Source organism: Paenibacillus sp. FSL H7-0331 (assembly GCF_001956045.1).
Genome location: NZ_MRTH01000005.1, coordinates 243,172 through 261,523, shown reverse-complemented (window position 1 = coordinate 261,523; position 18,352 = coordinate 243,172). Strand labels below are relative to the sequence as shown.

Here is an 18,352-nt window from a genome sequence, read left to right as displayed (position 1 = left end):
TTTGTTCATGTAACCTGGCCGCCTTCAGTGACGTGAAGTATGGATTCCTCCAAAATATCTGTCATGGCATCAAGTTCAGCTTCACTGCTGACAAGCGGAGGGATGAAGACGATCACATTTCCGAGTGGTCTCGTTAGCATTCCGAGTTCTCTGGCCCTTAGACTCGTGCGAACGCCAATTCGATCTGCCCAATCGTACGTCTCACGTGATATCTTATCGCGTACGAGCTCGATTCCGATCATCAGTCCTTTTTGTCGGATTTCACCAACATGCGGGCGATCTTTAAGCGCTGCGAGCTTATGCTCAACAAATGATGCCTTTGCTCTTACTCCTTCGACCATGTTGCGCTCTTCAAACAGTTTCAAGCTAGCCAAAGCAACGGCACAGCCGAGTGGGTTCCCAGTGTAGGAATGACCGTGGAAAAATGTTTTCTGTTCTTGGTAATCGGCATAAAACGCTTCGTACACCTCGTCAGTCGCAAGCGTCGCTGCCACCGGCAAATAGCCACCGGTCAACCCTTTCCCGATCACCATCAAATCAGGTGAAACATCCTCGAGATCACAAGCGAACATAGCCCCCGTTCGACCGAAACCGGTCGCCACCTCGTCAGCGATGAGCAGTACGCCATACTTGCGGCACAGATTAGCCATCTGGCTTAAACAGCCTGGTGGCATTACTATGATGCCACTAGCCCCCTGCACTATCGGCTCCACAATGAGAGCCGCAATTTCATCCGCCCGAGTCTCAAGCAAATTACGTAGTGCGGTTATTGTATCTTCCATTGCCTTCGTCTCACCGCCATCATGGCGATAAGAGTAGGGATATGGAATGACGTGGGAAGGAAATAACATGGGGCGAAACACATCATGGTACAGAGGTATCGCACCGACACTCACTGCTCCAACTGTATCGCCGTGGTACGCTTGATTCATCGTGATAAACTTCGTTTTACCCTGTATTCCCTTGTTATGCCAGTATTGAAACGCCATTTTGACCGCAATCTCGACACCAGTTGCTCCTGAATCTGAGTAAAACACTTTGTTCAATCCTTCCGGAGTTATTCCCACCAATTTTTCTGCAAGCTCGATTGCTGGTACATTGGCCATTCCGAGAAGGGTGGAATGGGCGACTAGCCCTAACTGCTCCGTGATTGCCTGATTTAGCTCCGGCACGTTGTGTCCATGTACGTTGAGCCAAACTGATGAGAAACCATCATAATAAGCGCGTCCTTGGACGTCATACAGCATGATGCCTTCGCCGCGTTCAATAATGAGTGGATCAGAGTTATTGTAATCTTTCATTTGGGTAAAAGGATGCCATAAGTGATCCTTATTCATGGCAGCAAGCCGTTCGTAATCCGTTATCACAAATTATCACCATCCGTTTAACATTTAATTGTTAACCAAATATATATTATTTAGGTTAACAATCGGATTTGGTCATTCTAGCAGACCTGGACGCCTCTGTAAAGAGAATTCAAAGAAAACCCTTCTGCATGGATCACAAAAGGGTCAATCTGGAAATATTTAAATTATGATCTACGAATTGATAATGCGCTAATCTTGTCTAGAACTTTATTTTCTTTTGACATCAACTGCTTACATAAGAAGCGATAGCACCATCCAGCTCAATGTCCACTGCGCCCAGGCTGTCCTGCAAATGGTGGTGGTTTTTGCATCCGACAATCGGAATCACGGGAAAGGGCTGTGCCAGCAGACAAGCCACTGCTATCTGATTGGATGTGGCCTTATGTTGTCGGGCAAGCTCCTCGATCCGGTCCAATCGGGTAAAGTTGGTTTCATTGTGATACAGTCTGTATATATTTTTATTGCTTAATTCGGGCTGTACCTCGTGCTCTCTACGATATTTGCCACTAAAAAAACCATTGGCCTGCGAGCTGTATGGGATGAGTGCGACTCCTGTGCGGATATGCCAGTCTACCAAGGCCTGATCGGTTATAACCTGACTCGGATCTTTGATTGAACCTGGATTGACAGTCGCCAGGCTCCACAAATTGCTAACGGCAATAAACCCTGCATAGCCTTTGCTCACAGCATACTGCTGTGCTTGCTCCAAGCGCTCCAGTGTCCAGTTCGAGCAGGCATAATAACGAATATGGCCCTGCCGCACATGCGTCTCCAAAATGTCAATCAGCGTCTCAACAGGAATACGTGGATCATCACGATGCAAATAATACAGATCAATGTAATCGGTACCTAATCTCTGCAGGCTTCCCAGGATGTCCTGCTCAATCTCTGTGGCTGATAGCCTCGAAACCAGCGGTGTATCCAGTAACGGATGCCCTCCTTTGGTCGCAATGATCAATTGATTCCGATTCCCTCTCTCCTTCATCCACCTACCCAAAAAACGCTCACTGCTGTTCGGCTCGATAGGCAGCCAGTTCGCATATACCTCTGCCGTATCAAGAAAATTGCCTCCGGTTTCTGTAAACGTATTCAAAATTCTGTTAGATTCCTCTTCACTGATCGAACCACCAATATCCGAGGTTCCCAAACAAATAACAGATGGCAGCAAATCTGTGTTTTTAATAGCTTTATACTTCACAATATCAGCCCTCCCGTTTGAATTACGGATTGATTTGGCACACAACTTCTATTATAGGCAATGGCTTTGATCGAAGTCTACTTACTTTAATCGCCTGATCACAAAGAAATACCCCCACCCGGATTCATTCCACGGGTAGAGGTAAATATTGTAACTGCTATTTGGCTATTCCCGCCAAGTATCCCCGGCAGACAACGCATGTATGTTAGTATACCCCTCTTTGCTCAGTTGTACACATACAGCATCTGTCGCCTGCTGACCCGCATGGACCAGAATCGAGTGCTCGCTTCCAAGAACGTCCAGCATGGCTCTGACATCGGGCAATCCCTGATGCACCTTATAGCGTATAAAATGCACCTGACCTGCGTCATGTCTGAGAATTTCCATATGCTCCTGGGAGGCCATTAGCAGCCGATGCGCACAGCTCCCCTTTGCCAAATGTCCCGTCAAAATGACGCAGCAGGCCTTATCCTTGGTCAACTGCTCATAGTACCATTGACCGCGAGCCGACTGCAGCATGCCATCATTGGTCAATACGATCCGACTCCCAATTTCAGATACCGCCTGAAGCCGCTGTGCTTCACTATCCACGAAAACAATTCTCGGATCCACCAGACAAGCCTGAATGCGTTCTATAGCTTCGGACTGCAGCCATTCCGGCCCTTGCAGCAGCTGCTTCAATCCTGCAGTAATCTCCTGTTCAACAAAAATGGGTACTTCGGGAAATTGCTCCCTTGCCCACAGCAGCATCTCCTGACTGCGTCCATAGGTTGGCACAGGCAGCAGAACCGGCCCGCCTTGTCTCAAGGTTTCATCGATTTGCAGCCGCAGCTGCTCCAGCTTCTGCTGTTGGGATTCTGTATCCATCCCATATGCGGCATCTATAATAGCCAGCTCGATGGGGGACTCCAAATGCTTCGGCTGAGGGCGGTCAGCAGCTAATAGCAACGATTCCGCCGTATAGTCACCTGAGTAGAACACCCGTCTACCCTCCACATTCAGCAGCAGCCAGATGGACCCAGCCAAATGACCGCTTCTTCCCCAGCATACGCTCAATCCTGGTTGTATCGTATACCATACGCCGGAGGGCGTCTGCTCTTCAATGAACTTGTATTGGATCGCCGATATATCCTTATCGCGGTAAGGCAGCTCCGCATGACTGGAAGCCGCATACCCCTTCCAAGCCTTATAATAGGAAGGAAGCTGTTCGAAGGTTGCCCTTGTCGTCCATACTTCGCCTGTATAGCCCATCGTATACAGCAGGGGAATCGCTATGGAATGATCCTCGTGGGCATGAGATAAAAATACCGCATTCAGCTGCGGAACCACATTTTCATCGCATAGCGGGTATTCACCCGCCCCCTCCTTCTTGACCCCACAATCGAGTAAAACACGTGTTTGGCCCTGCTCAATCAGATAGCAAGAGCGGCCATGCTCGCCAGCGCCACCCCATACTGTTGCTTGCATATAATATATTCACACTCCACTAGATGTAAGGTTTACCAATTACAAATTTTTCTTGGCCGTAATTCGATTCAAGCCAAGCAGCATCAGCGTCGTCAAACCGACGGATACGACAGCCATTGCCATCCCGAGTGATACTTTGCCCTGCTCAAATTGAGCGAAAATATAGGTAGCCGACGTTTCCATCGATGGCGGTAAAATCATCAGCGAGGCGACCAGCTCACGAACCGATATCGTAAACGTCATCATCCAACCCGCCACCATACCCGGAATAATGAGTGGCAGTAAAATTCTGCGGAAGATGTAGGCCGGCTTGCCGCCAAATACCCGACCGGCTTGAAATAACGAATCGTCCAGCTGGGCAAAGTTCGCTTTTACATATTGAACCGTATAAGGAAGGAAGAACACGACGTACGTCAGGACAACCATTCCGTAGGTGTTATAGAGCGGAATCGGCATCCACGGCGAGTTCCAGAACAGGATGAGTCCAACTACAATAACGATGCCTGGCACGGTATTTGGCAGCAGGGCGAACAAGTCGGTAATCCTTTGCGGCCACGATTGCGACTTGCGAATCATCAGCGCAAAGTACGTGCCAAGAATCACCGCAATCGTTGCGGCAATCAACGACAGGCTGAGGCTGTTCATTAACGCCTGCATGCTCTTGGAGCCCCAAGTCAGCAGATCGATATAATATTGAAGGGTCAAATTGTTCCATTGCAGTCCAACCCCGCGCAGCTTCATTAACGAAGCGGCAATGATGGAGAAATACGGCACAACTATCGCAAGCCCGAGCAGTCCGACTATATAACCCCATGCCAGCAGCTTCTGCCATACGCTCATTCGGTATATTTTGCCCCGTGTTCCTTTACCGCCAACGAGCGAATACGTGAACCTTTGGCTAACCATGGTCTGCATATACCAGATCAACAAGCACGTGCTTAAAAGAATCGAAGCCAACGCCGTTGCCTTGCCAAAATCAATCGGCCAGCTCGATATATATTTATGAATTTCCGACGTCAGTACATAAAAACCGATCTTCCGGCCGAAGGTTGCCGGTGTGCCGAATTCAGCAATCGTTTTAACAAAAATCAATAAGGCACCCATGGCGTAGCTGGACAGCAGCAGCGGGATAATAATGCGTCGAAAGCTGTATATAAATCCACCACCATGCACACTCGCCGCCTCTTCCTTCGTACCTCCGATTTGCAGCAGTGCATTACGGAGAATCAGATACAGGAATGGGAACAAGTGCAAACACATGATTACAATCATACCGAACATACTGAAAAATACTGGGGTAAGAAAGGCCGCTTTGGGAAACAGCTGCTCCAGATAACCGTTCTTCTGCATGAACAAAATCCAGCCCATCGAACCGATATAGGGAGGTGTCATAAACGGAATCAGCATAATGACATCCAGCCAAGTATGCCGACTCAGCTCCGTACGGGCAAATATCCACGCTAACGGCAGCGCCAACAAGGTAGTACCGGCCACTACACAAATACCCAGCAAAATCGAGTTCCAAAATACTTCAGCCAGTTCATTTTCCATAATGGCCCTGACCGGTGCCAGCAGATCCAGCTCACCGCTTGGATACACACTGGTGACAAATATGAAAAAAAGAGGGACGACCACAAGCATCGCCAGCAGCAATAAGGCAAGGGCCATCCCGAGTTTTTTATACGAAAACGAGCTAGTATATTCCATAAGATCACTTCTCTATCTGGTTTCTGGTTATGGCATTATCTACTGACTGCTTACTTGAACAGCTGCGTGAATTTTTTCGTAACGGCATCACCGTTCGTGTCCATCCAGGTCCAGTCGATTTTCATTTGCGGTATTTGATCCACACCCGGACGATTCTTGGCTTTGATATCTTTGCGGCCTGGCAGCAGGTAAGTATCCGCAATCATCGCTTGTGCTTCATCGGACAGCAGGTAATCGATATACGCTTTGGCAGCATCCGGGTTTTTCGAGGTTTTGATAATCGACGCCGGACGCGGGCTAATTACGGTACCACTGGCAGGGTAGATCATATCGATCGGCTCGCCTTTGGCTTTGGCCTGATAAGTCAAGTAATCCACGCCAGCAACTACGATGCTTTTTGCGCCAGTAATAACCGGGTCTAATGCTTCCTGATTCGCACCTGCCATAGCTACACCATTTTTCTTATACTGCTCTAACAGCTCCCAGCCGCTGTCACCCTTGCCGCTCAAGTAGCCAGTAACAAAATCAAGTGCAGAACCGGATAATGCCGGGTCCGGGATATTCACTTTACCCTTCCATTCTTCCTTGGTCAGGTCAGCCCATTCCTTGGGAGGTGTCGGAACCAGTTTGGTGTTATAGCCGATACCAAGTGCAGATGCACTGTAACCGAAGAAATGTCCGTCTTTATCTGACCATTCCGGAATCAGCTTATCGGCATTCTTGGCATCCTTATACTCCAGCGTTAATCCGTTCTTCTTCAGGCCTTGCGTAGCAGGAAGTGAAGCAAGAATGACAACGTCAACGACCGGGTTTGCTTTTTCCGCTTCCATACGGGACAACACTTTACCGGTTGTTCCCTGGAACATTTCGATTTTCACGCCTGTTTTCGTTTCATAGCCCTTTTGAATGGCTTCCGCCAATTCCTTAGGCCCTGCGCTGTATACAACCAGCTTCCCGCTCAGCTTCTTCTCTTCTTTCTTGTCCGCTGGTTTCACTTCTGTTGTAGCTGTGGCAGGCTCTGTCTTGGGAGCTGCTCCATTATTGGGTGTGCTTGCTGTCGGCGCTGCTGTTCCACAGCCTGTAACCCCAAAGCCTACCATTGCCGTAAGCAGCATTAATGCGCTGTTTTTTAACCCTTTTGTCATTTTCAATTCAATACGCCTCCTCGTTTTGTGTGATGAATATACATCGCTTTGTATGTATTCACCCTTTGGTTTAATCTGTAATTTCGTGAATATCTTCCCGACTTATATACATCTCAACTTCTTCACCTGTCGGTTTACGTTCCCGATCATAGGCCGTCCACAATCCCAAGCTGCCCATATCAAGCTGAATTTCATAGCGGTCTCCCAGGTAACTGACGCTCTGCACTTTACCCCGATAAGCATCTGCTGATCCATTCCGGACCCATTGGATTTGCTCCGGACGAATAAGCAGCTTGTCCTTGACCAGCCAATTCGATTTACCGATAAATTGGGCAATAAACGGATGCTGGGGGGTATTATAGATTTGCTCGGGTGTTCCCTTTTGTAAAATCTGTCCTGCCTTCATGACCACAATTTCGTCGGACATCGACATCGCCTCTACCTGATCATGCGTCACATACAAGGCCGTTAGCCCGATATCCCGCACAAGTCCGGTCAGCTCGATCCGCATTTCGTCCCGCAGCATGGCATCCAGCGCACTCAGCGGTTCATCGAACAATACGAGCTGCGGCTTCATGACAACAGCCCTTGCAAAAGCAACCCGCTGCTGTTGTCCACCCGAAAGCTGATGCGGATATCGCTGCTCCAGCCCCTGCAGACGCACCATATCAACTGCTTCCTGAACAACTCGCTTGAGCTCCTTGGTCTTACCCGAGGCTCGCAGACCAAATGCAATATTCTCAAATACGGTCATATGCGGCCATAAGGCAAAATCCTGGAACACCATACCAAAATTTCTGCGATGCGTTGGTCGATCGATCCGTTTGGCACTGGAGAACAAGATGTCATCCCCCAGCCTTAGCTCGCCCTGATCAGGAGTCTCAAGCCCGGCAATCATACGCAGCAGGGTCGTTTTGCCACAGCCCGAGGGCCCCAGCAAGGTCGTAAAGCGCCCTTGCTTAATGTTTAAGTTCGTTGTATGCAGCGCTTGAACGCGGTTGAAGCTTTTTTCCAAGCCTTGAATCACCAGATCCATGCCATTACCTTCCTTTTTCCCCTTAATCCCTGTCCTGCTCGAATTTCTCTTGCTGCCGTCTTCCTAAACTCATTGTAGAGGCCGATATTCATCCAAGTGTTATCGTCACGTAAATGTTTTGTTAATTTTATCAATGTAATCTATTCAAACCTATAGATTTTATCTATACTAATGCTGAAGTCGGTCATCAATCAAAATTATGCTTACGATGCTGGCGTTCTATGAACGCCCTGAGATTATGCTTACGATGCTAGCGTTCCAAAAAACGCTTTAAGATTATGCTTACGATGCTGGCGTTCTATGAACGCCTTGAGGAAGGTGCCCCATGAACCTGCTTAAATTACAAATGGTCGAATTGATTGAAAAGCATAAGAAGGTGACAACTGTCGCCGATGCAATGGGATTAAAACAGCCAACCGTCTCCTTTCACATGAAAAATCTGGAGCAGGAGCTGGGTGTCCAGCTGTTCGAATCGCGTTCAGGGAAGGTGCACCTGACCGAGGCCGGCAGATCGTTATATCACTACTCCGTGAAAATTAATGCATTGGCTCATGAAGCGGAACGTGTCGTGAAGGAATACGACCAGTTAGGTCGGGGAACCTTGAAGATTGGTGCCAGCTATGTACCAGGCACGTACATCCTGCCGCGTCTGCTGAGCAGCTTTACGCAAGCATACCCGCGTATCCAGCTGTCGTTGATCGTCAAGACAGCGCCGGTTATCAAGGAATTGCTGGTCAATCATGAGATTGATCTGGGCATCATGTCGTGCGAGCCCTTCCAAATGCCTCCGCTCCTGGGCGAGACATTTTGCGAGGACGAGCTGGTACTCATATGTTCACCAGGACATAAGCTGGCGAGCTACCCACAGCTGTTCCCGGATCAGCTCCAGAGTGTCCCATTCCTGCTGCACAGCCCGGAATCCAGCACTCGCCAAATGACGATGAAGTGGGCACAGAGCAACCGCATTGAGCTAAATGGGCATATCGAGCTGGATTCACTGGAGGCAATTAAGCAAGTGGTCATGCTGGGGGAAAGCATTTCCTTCGTTTCGCGATTAGCTGTGCTTCGCGAGGTTGAACGCGGGGAGCTCGTATTCCGTCCGATTCCGCAAAATCCATACAAGCGCTACGTGTACTATGCCTACAATCTGGATCGTCGGCAGTCAGCCTTATTGGAGGGCTTTATCCAGCATCTGTTAAATCCGGTTTACAATATCAACACAGCACGCTAACATTCAGATAACAATCGGTCTTTATAGTCTTCCTTGTAAGTAATGAGCAATTCACTATGAGGGAGATGGAATGAAGTGAGAAGAAACAAGTGGTTATGCGGATTGGCATCAGTCGTATGTACGGCCGTACTCGCAGTCAGCATCAGTATACCTGCACCCGTACAGGCAGCAAGCAACATGGTCCCGGATTATGAGGTTAAGCTGTTAATGCAGCCAAGCGCCGTATTGGGTTCCGACGGAAAGCTGACCAGTACAGTAAGAGCAGCCTTTGGCATGCCAAGCACCGTTACCAAAATGAACATCGAGTTTCTGGATACCAATGCCAAGGATATCTACACCAATACCTGGATTCCCCGCATCCGCAAAACCGAAGGTGAAAGTGACTTCGAGCTTACCTACAAAAAACGTTATCCGATCATTAATGACAACATCACGGCAGCATTGACATTGGCCAATCAGGAAGGCTTTGATTCCACTGACACCAATTACGATGCACAGGTCGAATGGGGCTATTTGAATAAAACCTTAAGCATTTCCAACAAAAAAACCGGCAAAAAATCCGGCTACAGCGGTATGGACCTTCCTTCTGCCAGCGATTCCCGCAAGCTGTTAAAGGACAATGTTCCTGGTAAAATGGACAAATGGTTGTACAATGGCTGGGGCACAGATATGCTAAATGCTTCCCGTGTGTATGGTCCGGTGCTGGCCAAGCGTTCAATCGGTACGTGGAGTGGCCTTGAAACGTATATTGAAGTATGGCCGATCCGAGATGCCGCTGGTACAGGCATCGAGAATGTGGTCGAAATTTCCTTCAAAACGAATAGCAGCACAACCGCTTCAACCAAGCACGATCAGTTGATTACTTATCTGCAAAGTCAAGGCTGGTTCCTGGCGCAGGATTCGTTGAAAACCCAGCTGATTATGGACCGCTACTAGAAGCAGCAGTTATGAAATAGAAACAGCCAGCCTTCATGTGAGAACATGATAGCTGGCTTTTCACGTATTAGAGGGCCTGATCAGGCTTTCCGTTCATCCGAACCGTACTTGGCTTATATTCCACGAGAAGCAGAACATTTACAGTTGATAGTCGATTCGTCATGTATCTATCTGCTGCTTTATGTCCATCCTTAAAATAACTCTAACTATTTTACTAACTGTCAGGATAGGATGATGCTCGATGTTCTCGATTTTAAAGTTGTTGAAGAGAAATCGCAATTTCAAGTATCGATCGTCAAGCGACCTAACAAGCCCCCCAGATACTGTTCTCATTAACAACAAATTATCTGTTAATATCCAACACCTTAACCAATTGTTCAATCTGACACCCGATTTGATCATTCGGCAGATTCCAATGGATCAGGCAGGAGTCACTGCAGCACTTGCATATTTAAACGGTATGGTGGATAAGAAATCTATTAACAATAATATTCTGAGCGAGTTGATCCATAAAGCAACCGACAAGCAATCTGGAATAATTGGTACGGTAAGTGTAGGTGACTTTCGTATTGAAACGGATTGGAATCAGGTGGAACAAGCAATTCTTCAAGGGGACAGTGTACTATTTATCGATGGACAGCCCCAGGTCTACATCTTCGATACGAAAGGTTGGCCCCAAAGAGCAATTGAAGACTCTCATGTTGAATCATCTCTTCGAGGGGCGCATCAAGGCTTCGCAGAAACAGCAAGTCAAAATATTGCATTAATTCGCAGGTATATTCCTAACCGGGAATTGAAAATCAAGGAGCAAATCGTAGGTGAACGCGGAAAAACAAAGGTTTCCATCTTATATTTAGCTGACATCGTCAATCCAGAAGTGCTCAAGGAACTTGAATCGAGAATTACGCGGGTTGATGTAGATGCCATCCTGAATACAGGTGAGTTGGCTGAATACATTGAGGATAATCCATACACACCTTTCCCTCAGTTTATTTTGACTGAAAGACCTGATACCGCAGCCTCGCATATCCTTCAAGGAAGATTCGCTGTGGTTGTAGACAAGTCCCCTTCAGTATTAATTGCTCCAGCCATCTTTGTGGCTTTTTTTCAAAGTGTTGATGATTACAGCAGCCGTTGGCAGATTGCGTCTTTTATTCGACTACTCCGGTTTTTCGCATTATTTATTGCTTTGTTTCTACCTGCTACCTACATTGCGCTCATATCCTTTAATTATGAAGTTATCCCCCTGCAGCTCATTTTATCGATTGCCGAAACTAGAACGCGCGTTCCATTCCATCCCATCATGGAAGCCATTCTGATGGAGCTAACGCTCGAAATGATGAGAGAAGCAGGAATTCGGCTGCCAGCGCCGATCGGTCAAAGCATTGGGATTGTAGGGGGCATCGTCATCGGCCAAGCAGCTGTTCAAGCAGGCGTCGTCAGCAATATTATGGTGATTGTCGTTGCCTCTACCGCTATCGCTTCTTTTATTATTCCTAATTACGACATGGGCGCATCCATTCGGCTTCTTCGGTTTCCAATGATGCTGCTGGCTTCAATGTTTGGAATTGTGGGCATAGTTTGTGGAGCGATAGCCTTGGTTGGACATTTCGTTTCGCTTGAATCGTTAGGCACTCCATATAGCAGCCCACTGGCGCCATGGAGATTTGCCGATATGAAAGATGTATTCATCCGTATGCCACTATGGACAATGGGCAATCGACCCAAAGGTACAAAATCAGCGCAATCAGACAAACAAGGCCATTCTCGTGAAAGGGAGGACCCATGAAAAAGTACGCGTCTAACGAAATTACTCTGATGCAGTTTATTTTTATCATTCACGGTGCTCAAGTAGGAGCAGGGATATTCTCTCTCCCCATGGACGTAGCTGAAAAAGCAGGATCAGACGGTTGGATATCCGTTATCCTCGCCTGGTGCTGTAACATCATCGCAAGTATTCTGATTGTGCTAACTTTCAAGAAGTACCCCAACGATACATTACCGGATCTGTTGATCCGTCTGTGTGGCAAGCTAATAGGGAAGCTTCTTATCATCCCAATCACAGCTTATCATGCATTTTTTGTCTGTATCCTACTTTCCTCCACGATGCTCTTCGTCAAGCACTGGTTTTTGCCACTGACTCAGGACTATTTGGTCATGATATTACTCATCATTCCTGGGTACTTTGTTGCTCGCAACGGCTTGCGCGTATTGGGTCGATACTGTGAACTCGTTTTTTATATGATGCTATGGATGCCTTTTATCCTGTTGATCCCTCTAAAAGACAGTCATTGGATTCATTTTCTTCCGCTTTTGAAAGAAGGATGGATGCCGGTCTTTAATGGATTACAAACGACTATATATTCTTATCTTGGTTTTGAAATCGTATTTTTTTTATATCCGTTTTTACAGAAAAAGCAGTTGGCTATTCGTGGAGTCGTTATTGCCAACACGCTGACGTTGATCGTTTACCTGGGAGTCACCTTGATTTGCTTCGCTTATTTTAGCCCTGACGATATCACGAGCTACAATCAACCTCTACTAAACTTGTTGAAAACAATCGAATTTCGTTTTCTCGAACGATTTGATATGATCTTTTTGGTTCTTTACCTGTTTGTCATTTCAACAGCTTGGCTGCCTTATTCGTTTGTAGCTATCTTTAGTACAGGCCACTTGTTAGGAAAAGAAGCTCCCCCACCCTATGCCGCTATATTGTTCCTAGTGGTCATTACAATCGTTATCGTTGTACACCCTTCGTGGAATCTGGTCCAACAATGGCAGCAATTCGGCAGTAAAATAGGAATAGGGTACGCGTATGTATTTCCATTATTTCTTTACCTATACATTCAAGTATATAGTCGATTTCGTAGGAGTGAATCCTGATCAAACACGTTTGTCTATTGAGCCTGCTGCTGTCGATTTCACTCCTTTCAGGTTGCAGAGATCGAATCAATATCGAGGACATCTCGCTATCCTTGTTAGTAGGAATTGATCTTGATAAAGAGAACCAACTTCTTATTTCCTCTTCCAGTCCGGTTTTTAATACAGAAGCGAAAGAGAAGGAGGAGAACACGGTTGTCAAAACCACTACACTTCGCCATTCAAGACAACAATTTGACGCCACGATCAATGCCTTAACAAGCAGGGGGAAGCTCCAAGTGCTGCTCATTGGCAAACGTGTTCTTCAACACAAAGATTGGTTCCCAATACTTGATTCCTTCTATAGAGATAGCAAAGATACAGTTATGACCCGTGTCGTTCTTGTAGACGGTCCGGTTTCAGACATCCTCCTGTTTAAACATAAAGACAAACCGCGTCTACCTTTATATTTGACGAAGCTGCTTGATACCGCTCATCAACGAAATATTACAGTTATTACGTCGCTTCAAGAGCTTCATCGTCAATTTTCGGATAGAGGATTGTCTCCCAGCATTACGGAGCTTAAAAAGGATGGTGAAATTAAAGTGACCGGTACGGCTCTTTTGGATCGGTCTGGAAAATACAAATTGTCCCTTAATGCTGATGAAACCCAACTGTTGAGAATTATGCAGAATCAAACGGATGGGCAGTTTACCTTTACGATTCATCTTCCGCAGCAGTCGGATGATGGTATTTTCCATGAAAATATGATGAGTTTTGTGCCTGAGGCCATTTCTGTCAAAACAAAAACGAATTACAAAGATAACAAGTTTATATTCGATATCGGGGTTAAGATGCGAATTGCCATGAAAGAGCGACTTTTTCCCTTTGACGTCAAACGGAAAGCGCCTGAATTGGAAAAACAAATTCAGGAAGAGCTTCAAAAGCAATTTTCACAATTGCTCAAGAAAATCCAAAACGCTAATATCGATCCGATTGGACTCGGCCTGTATGCGAGGGCCTATGAGTATTCCGAATGGAAAGAAGTTCAGGATAAGTGGGGCGAAGCCTTGTCGAAAGCAGAAGTGCGAGTGAACGTACTGGCGAAAATTCAGGCAATGGGTGCGATGAAGTAATGGTATTTGCCTTCTCCATGAGAAAAGGGACTATGCCCAAGTCATAATCCCCCTCACCTTACAGTTGACTACTATCCAGCTTCGCAAATACGCCGTAACGCCGATCCACCATATAAAAGGCCACCGTTGAGAGTCCGCCCATTACCGCCAGCACCAGAAAAGCGCTTTGAAACCCGAAGTGGGCTGCATAGACACCGCCAAGCATACCGCCAATAATTTTGCCGACACTTAACTGAATGAGAGAATTCAGCATTTGTCCGGATGCTTTTAATTCCTTAACTACGTAAGTATTCACATACTCGGCCAAACACATGTAAAACAAAATATACGTCCCGCCATGAAGCACCCAGCTTAATATGTAGGTAAACGGTGTTAATGCGAACGCATACAAACACCATCTTAATGTATGAATAAGTCCCGAGAACAGCAAAATATTGCGAATACCAAACCGATCATAGAACCGTTGAAAAAAGATCATAAACGGAAATTGACTGAACGAGCCAATCGCAAGCCCAATCCCGATAACCTCCATACTGATACCCTGTTCTTTACTATAAATGGCCTGGAATGAAAATAAAAAGCCCATCGCGATGGACAAGGATAGCGTGTACGCATACAAAATAACCAATTGTCTGTTTTTGAAAATACTGACCAGATTTACTTTCTTGCCGCCGCTTTGGTGACCAGCCACCTTCGGAATACCGAGCGATAGCAAAAAGCAGCCAAACATTATGAGCGAGGTAATCAAAAATATCGTGTTCAGATGCTCTGCGAACAACCAGCCCGCCGCCACTGAAACAATCGCATAGCCAACTGAGCCGAAGGTTCGAATGCTGGAGAAACGCACGACGCCTTTGGAGGAAAGCTCAAGTGTAATCGCGTCGCTAAGCGGATTAATCGCAATCTGGAACAGACTGAATAAGGCCATTGCAATCAGCAGTGGCACAAACATATTGCCTGCCCACGGGATGAGCCATACGGCCAAGCTGGCACACAACGTACAGATCATCAAGATTTGATTTTTGGTCTTGGCCCTGTCGCTTAGTACTCCCCATATCGGCTGTGCAACTAACCCGATAACAGCTCCTATTGAGGTAAGAATCCCGATTTCCGAGTGTCCAATCCCCGCTTCTGTCATATAAATGCCGATATACGATGAGAAAGTCCCGATACTCATATAAACAAAGGCATAAAATATCGCCAGGATTGTAACATTTTTGCTGGGCATGCCGAGTATCCTCCCTATTCTGATTTTCTTCCATGTTAACATAGATTGGCTTGCAGCGTCATGCCCAGTCTGTGACTAACAACTATTGAGCTATCCACTTTACAGCTTCTACCTCTGTTAACGGCATAGAATTTATCTATGTCTAGTCGTTAAAATTTCAATTATATTTATTCCTTAAGCGAAATTATAATAAAGGCTATCACATTATCGAGCAGCAGCTAGTATATCAGGAGGTTTTAATCATGGCAGGAAATTCATTTGGTCAGGTTTTCAAAATAACAACTTTCGGGGAATCCCACGGACCCGCGGTTGGCGTTATTGTAGATGGCGTCACACCAGGCTTTGAAATCGATGAAGCCTATATCCAAATTCAATTGGATCGCAGGAAGCCCGGACAATCTACTGTCACTTCACCCCGCAAGGAATCGGACATTGTGCATATTCTCTCAGGCATATATGAAGGGAAAACTACAGGAACGCCCCTCTGCATGATGATGCATAATCACGATATGCAGTCTTCAGCCTATAACGATATCCAGCATGCTTTTCGTCCGGGGCACGCTGACTTCACCTATTTGCAAAAATACGGAATTCGGGATCATCGGGGAAGCGGGAGAGCTTCGGGACGGGAAACAGCGGGCAGGGTTGCAGCAGGAGCTGTAGCTCGCAAGCTGCTTGAACATAGAGGAGTCAGTCTCGTAGCCTATACGAAAGCCATCGGCGGCATCCACTGTGAGACGTTTGATGAGCAAGAGATTGAGCGTAATGCCGTACGGGCCTGCGATCCCAATGCCGCGGCAGCTATGGTTGCGAAGATTGAAGCGTTGGCTGCTGTCGGAAATAGCTGTGGGGGCATCGTGGAGTGCCGAATCCGCGGGGTGCTGCCTGGCATAGGGGAGCCCGTGTTTGATAAGCTGGACGCTGAGCTGGCACGCGCGATGCTGTCGATTGGGGCGGTCAAAGGCATTGAATTCGGTGCTGGCTTCGCAGCCGCGGAAATGCTTGGCAGCGAGCATAATGATCAGATGCAGGCAGCAGGGTTTATAAGTAATCACGCAGGCGGGATTATTGGAGGAATCAGCACCGGAGAGGACATCATATTCCGGGTTGCGGTAAAGCCTACGTCCTCGATATCAGTCCCGCAGCAGACGATAAACGTCAGCGGTGAAGAGCAATCCATTGTTACCGAAGGCAGGCATGACCCCTGCATCTGTCCCAGGATTGTTCCTGTTATCGAAGCCATGGCTTGTCTCGTACTGGAGGATCACTTCAAAAGACAAGCAGCCATGCAACACTAATCGGAGACACACCAATATCCCAAGCTGCTAATAGTGACAGCTTGGGATGCTTTCATGCCGTATAAGCTTCTAGTATTGCTGCTCCAGATTAACCCGATTGAGCTGTGGCTCTCTGCCTTCCACATAATCTTTCAAATTACGCAGAAAAATGTGCATGGCCCGCTCCTGGTAATATTCCGTAATCCCTGTATTATGAGCGGAGATGATAACATTATCCATATCCCACAGCACATTGTCTGCTGGCAGCGGTTCTACTTCGAATACATCAAGACCTGCTCCCGCAATGGTACCCTGCTGCAGCGCTTCGATTAATGCTTCCGTGTCTGTCGTTCCGCCTCGGCCGATATTGATATAAAATGCCGATGCCTTCATAGCTGCAAACTGGGCGCGTCCCATCACATGGTTGGTTTCGGAGGTGTGCGGCAGTGTATTCACGATGTAATCACTCTCTCGCAGCACCTCATCCAAGCTATCCATCTTAACCATTCGATCCACGTATACCGATTCCGACAAGGTTCGTTTAACACCTAGTACCGTCATCCCGAATACTTTGGATATCTTGGCTACTTCCAAGCCTATCGATCCGACGCCAAGAATGCCGATTGTTTTTCCATGAATTTCGCCCAAGCCATTCAACTGCTCCCACTTGTGTTGAAGCTGATTGCGGATCGACCGCTGCAGCTGACGTGTTAGTCCGAGCATCATAGCAAAGATCGATTCCGAAATCGGGTTCGGGTGTACACCACTGGAATTGGTTAGCAATACCCCATATTCGCTTAGTGCAGTTAACGGCATTCTATCTACGCCAGCTCCCCAGCTTTGCACCCAACGCAGCATGGTGTCCTGTTGCAGACACTCCTTTGTTGCGGTCGAATTCCAACCGGCCACAATCTCTGCATCTGCCAGATGAGGAAGCCACAGCTCACGATCCTTACCACTGATTAACTCCCAATCGCGAGCAATACTGCGGATCTGCTTTTCATGGGTTTCGTTGATTTCCTGAACAAAGACAATCTTGCGTGCCATCCTGATTCCTCCTTAGCATTTAACAAAGTGCTTCGCATGTGTATGTAGCGGCTAGCTCTTCGATCTGCTTGTATGAATACCTATGTAAGCCTTTATTACCCAATATAGCAGATTGAAGCATCGCTTTGGCGACAGTTTTTACATGAATTGCTTTATACTTTTGTAAGCCACCTATGAGCAAGGGCGCCGCGGCTGCGAATAAGACAGCTCCAATCCTTTCACCAGTGCGGGCATCGGCCCGATGTCCAAGCAGCAAGGAAGGCCGAAATATATGTAAAGAAGCCAACTGCAGCCGATCAAGTCCATCCTCCACCTGCCCTTTTACCTGATTGTAGAAAATAGAAGAATCGGCATTCGCCCCCATAGCTGTAACGATTCCAAAATAGGCTGCATGATACGTCTGGGCCAGCTGACCCAGCCTCATTGGATATTCAAGATCGACCTTGCGGAATTGCTCCTTGGTTCTGGCCTTCTTAATCGTAGTGCCCAAACAGCAAAAAACGTCGGAATCAGCCACATAGGCTTTAAGCTCATCTTCAAGCTGCTCGTAATCGGTTATCACCTGTATGCATTTGGGATGTACGATCTGCAGCTTCCGCCTGACCACAACCACCACCCGATCATAGGAGGGGTCCTTCATGAGATATGCAACAAGCTCAGTCCCTATCAGCCCTGTAGCTCCTGCGACAATCGCTGTTTTCCCCACCAGCCAAGCCTC

General features: G+C 47.1%; 15 protein-coding genes. 6 read left to right on the top strand and 9 right to left on the bottom strand.

Annotation, left to right across the window (positions count from 1 at the left end):
- Positions 1–5 precede the first annotated feature (5 nt).
- From bioA to BK127_RS09740, 6 genes are all read right to left on the bottom strand, one after another.
- On the bottom strand, positions 6–1,337 hold the full coding sequence (bioA, locus tag BK127_RS09765) for an adenosylmethionine--8-amino-7-oxononanoate transaminase (protein ID WP_218639009.1): 1,332 nt from the start codon (positions 1,335–1,337) through the stop codon (positions 6–8).
- Positions 1,338–1,590: 253 nt separating this feature from the next.
- Complete coding sequence (locus BK127_RS09760) at positions 1,591–2,565, bottom strand: aldo/keto reductase (RefSeq protein WP_076229843.1); 975 nt, start codon at positions 2,563–2,565, stop codon at positions 1,591–1,593.
- A 165-nt stretch (positions 2,566–2,730) separates the two neighbouring features.
- Entirely contained in the window at positions 2,731–4,032 is a 1,302-nt protein-coding gene (locus BK127_RS09755; protein WP_076229842.1) for an MBL fold metallo-hydrolase, read from the bottom strand.
- Between the two features lie 39 nt (positions 4,033–4,071).
- Complete coding sequence (locus BK127_RS09750) at positions 4,072–5,739, bottom strand: ABC transporter permease (protein WP_076229841.1); 1,668 nt, start codon at positions 5,737–5,739, stop codon at positions 4,072–4,074.
- Positions 5,740–5,789: 50 nt separating this feature from the next.
- Positions 5,790–6,884 carry an ABC transporter substrate-binding protein gene (locus BK127_RS09745; RefSeq protein WP_076229953.1) on the bottom strand — a complete coding sequence of 365 codons (1,095 nt, stop codon included), beginning with the start codon at positions 6,882–6,884 and terminating at the stop codon, positions 5,790–5,792.
- Positions 6,885–6,954: 70 nt separating this feature from the next.
- The gene (locus BK127_RS09740) at positions 6,955–7,920 is read right to left on the bottom strand and encodes an ABC transporter ATP-binding protein (RefSeq protein ID WP_076229840.1); all 966 of its coding nucleotides are present in this window, start codon (positions 7,918–7,920) and stop codon (positions 6,955–6,957) included.
- A 325-nt stretch (positions 7,921–8,245) separates the two neighbouring features.
- On the opposite strand from BK127_RS09740, the gene BK127_RS09735 reads away from it, so the two are divergent.
- The 5 genes from BK127_RS09735 to BK127_RS09715 all read left to right on the top strand — a co-directional run bounded on the left by BK127_RS09735 (position 8,246) and on the right by BK127_RS09715 (position 14,082).
- Positions 8,246–9,151, top strand: coding sequence for a LysR family transcriptional regulator (locus BK127_RS09735; RefSeq protein ID WP_076229839.1), 906 nt, complete (start codon positions 8,246–8,248; stop codon positions 9,149–9,151).
- Between the two features lie 75 nt (positions 9,152–9,226).
- Positions 9,227–10,087: a hypothetical protein gene (locus tag BK127_RS09730; RefSeq protein WP_076229838.1), complete on the top strand. Its 861-nt coding sequence runs from the start codon at positions 9,227–9,229 to the stop codon at positions 10,085–10,087.
- Between the two features lie 241 nt (positions 10,088–10,328).
- On the top strand, positions 10,329–11,876 hold the full coding sequence (locus BK127_RS09725; protein WP_076229837.1) for a spore germination protein: 1,548 nt from the start codon (positions 10,329–10,331) through the stop codon (positions 11,874–11,876).
- Positions 11,873–12,970 (top strand): GerAB/ArcD/ProY family transporter, encoded by a 1,098-nt coding sequence (locus BK127_RS09720; protein WP_076229836.1) that lies wholly within the window; start codon positions 11,873–11,875, stop codon positions 12,968–12,970. The genes BK127_RS09725 and BK127_RS09720 overlap by 4 nt, the downstream gene beginning before the upstream one ends.
- Positions 12,970–14,082, top strand: coding sequence for a Ger(x)C family spore germination protein (locus BK127_RS09715; protein ID WP_076229835.1), 1,113 nt, complete (start codon positions 12,970–12,972; stop codon positions 14,080–14,082). Before BK127_RS09720 ends, BK127_RS09715 begins: the two co-directional genes overlap by 1 nt.
- Before the next feature lie 58 nt (positions 14,083–14,140).
- On the opposite strand, the gene BK127_RS09710 is transcribed toward BK127_RS09715, so the two are convergent.
- A complete protein-coding gene (locus BK127_RS09710) occupies positions 14,141–15,310 on the bottom strand; it encodes an MFS transporter (protein WP_076229834.1) in 1,170 nt (389 codons plus the stop codon).
- Positions 15,311–15,552: 242 nt separating this feature from the next.
- Here BK127_RS09710 and aroC point away from each other — a divergent pair, with 242 nt between their 5' ends.
- Positions 15,553–16,608 carry a chorismate synthase gene (gene aroC, locus BK127_RS09705; RefSeq protein ID WP_076229833.1) on the top strand — a complete coding sequence of 352 codons (1,056 nt, stop codon included), beginning with the start codon at positions 15,553–15,555 and terminating at the stop codon, positions 16,606–16,608.
- Between the two features lie 69 nt (positions 16,609–16,677).
- Here aroC and BK127_RS09700 read toward each other — a convergent pair whose 3' ends face one another.
- Both BK127_RS09700 and BK127_RS09695 read right to left on the bottom strand, forming a co-directional pair.
- Complete coding sequence (locus BK127_RS09700; protein ID WP_076229832.1) at positions 16,678–17,634, bottom strand: D-2-hydroxyacid dehydrogenase; 957 nt, start codon at positions 17,632–17,634, stop codon at positions 16,678–16,680.
- A 19-nt stretch (positions 17,635–17,653) separates the two neighbouring features.
- On the bottom strand, positions 17,654–18,340 hold the full coding sequence (locus BK127_RS09695) for a Rossmann-fold NAD(P)-binding domain-containing protein (RefSeq protein ID WP_076229831.1): 687 nt from the start codon (positions 18,338–18,340) through the stop codon (positions 17,654–17,656).
- Positions 18,341–18,352 lie beyond the last annotated feature (12 nt).

Bases quoted from the DNA above. Each gene is read 5' to 3' on its own strand.
- BK127_RS09710 (WP_076229834.1), bottom strand. From the start codon at position 15,310: ATGCCCAGCAAAAATGTTACAATCCTGGCGATATTTTATGCCTTTGTT.
- BK127_RS09745 (WP_076229953.1), bottom strand. From the start codon at position 6,884: ATGACAAAAGGGTTAAAAAACAGCGCATTAATGCTGCTTACGGCAATG.
- aroC (WP_076229833.1), top strand. From the start codon at position 15,553: ATGGCAGGAAATTCATTTGGTCAGGTTTTCAAAATAACAACTTTCGGG.
- BK127_RS09750 (WP_076229841.1), bottom strand. From the start codon at position 5,739: ATGGAATATACTAGCTCGTTTTCGTATAAAAAACTCGGGATGGCCCTT.
- BK127_RS09740 (WP_076229840.1), bottom strand. From the start codon at position 7,920: ATGGATCTGGTGATTCAAGGCTTGGAAAAAAGCTTCAACCGCGTTCAA.
- BK127_RS09720 (WP_076229836.1), top strand. From the start codon at position 11,873: ATGAAAAAGTACGCGTCTAACGAAATTACTCTGATGCAGTTTATTTTT.
- bioA (WP_218639009.1), bottom strand. From the start codon at position 1,337: ATGAATAAGGATCACTTATGGCATCCTTTTACCCAAATGAAAGATTAC.
- BK127_RS09700 (WP_076229832.1), bottom strand. From the start codon at position 17,634: ATGGCACGCAAGATTGTCTTTGTTCAGGAAATCAACGAAACCCATGAA.
- BK127_RS09735 (WP_076229839.1), top strand. From the start codon at position 8,246: ATGAACCTGCTTAAATTACAAATGGTCGAATTGATTGAAAAGCATAAG.
- BK127_RS09725 (WP_076229837.1), top strand. From the start codon at position 10,329: ATGTTCTCGATTTTAAAGTTGTTGAAGAGAAATCGCAATTTCAAGTAT.
- BK127_RS09755 (WP_076229842.1), bottom strand. From the start codon at position 4,032: ATGCAAGCAACAGTATGGGGTGGCGCTGGCGAGCATGGCCGCTCTTGC.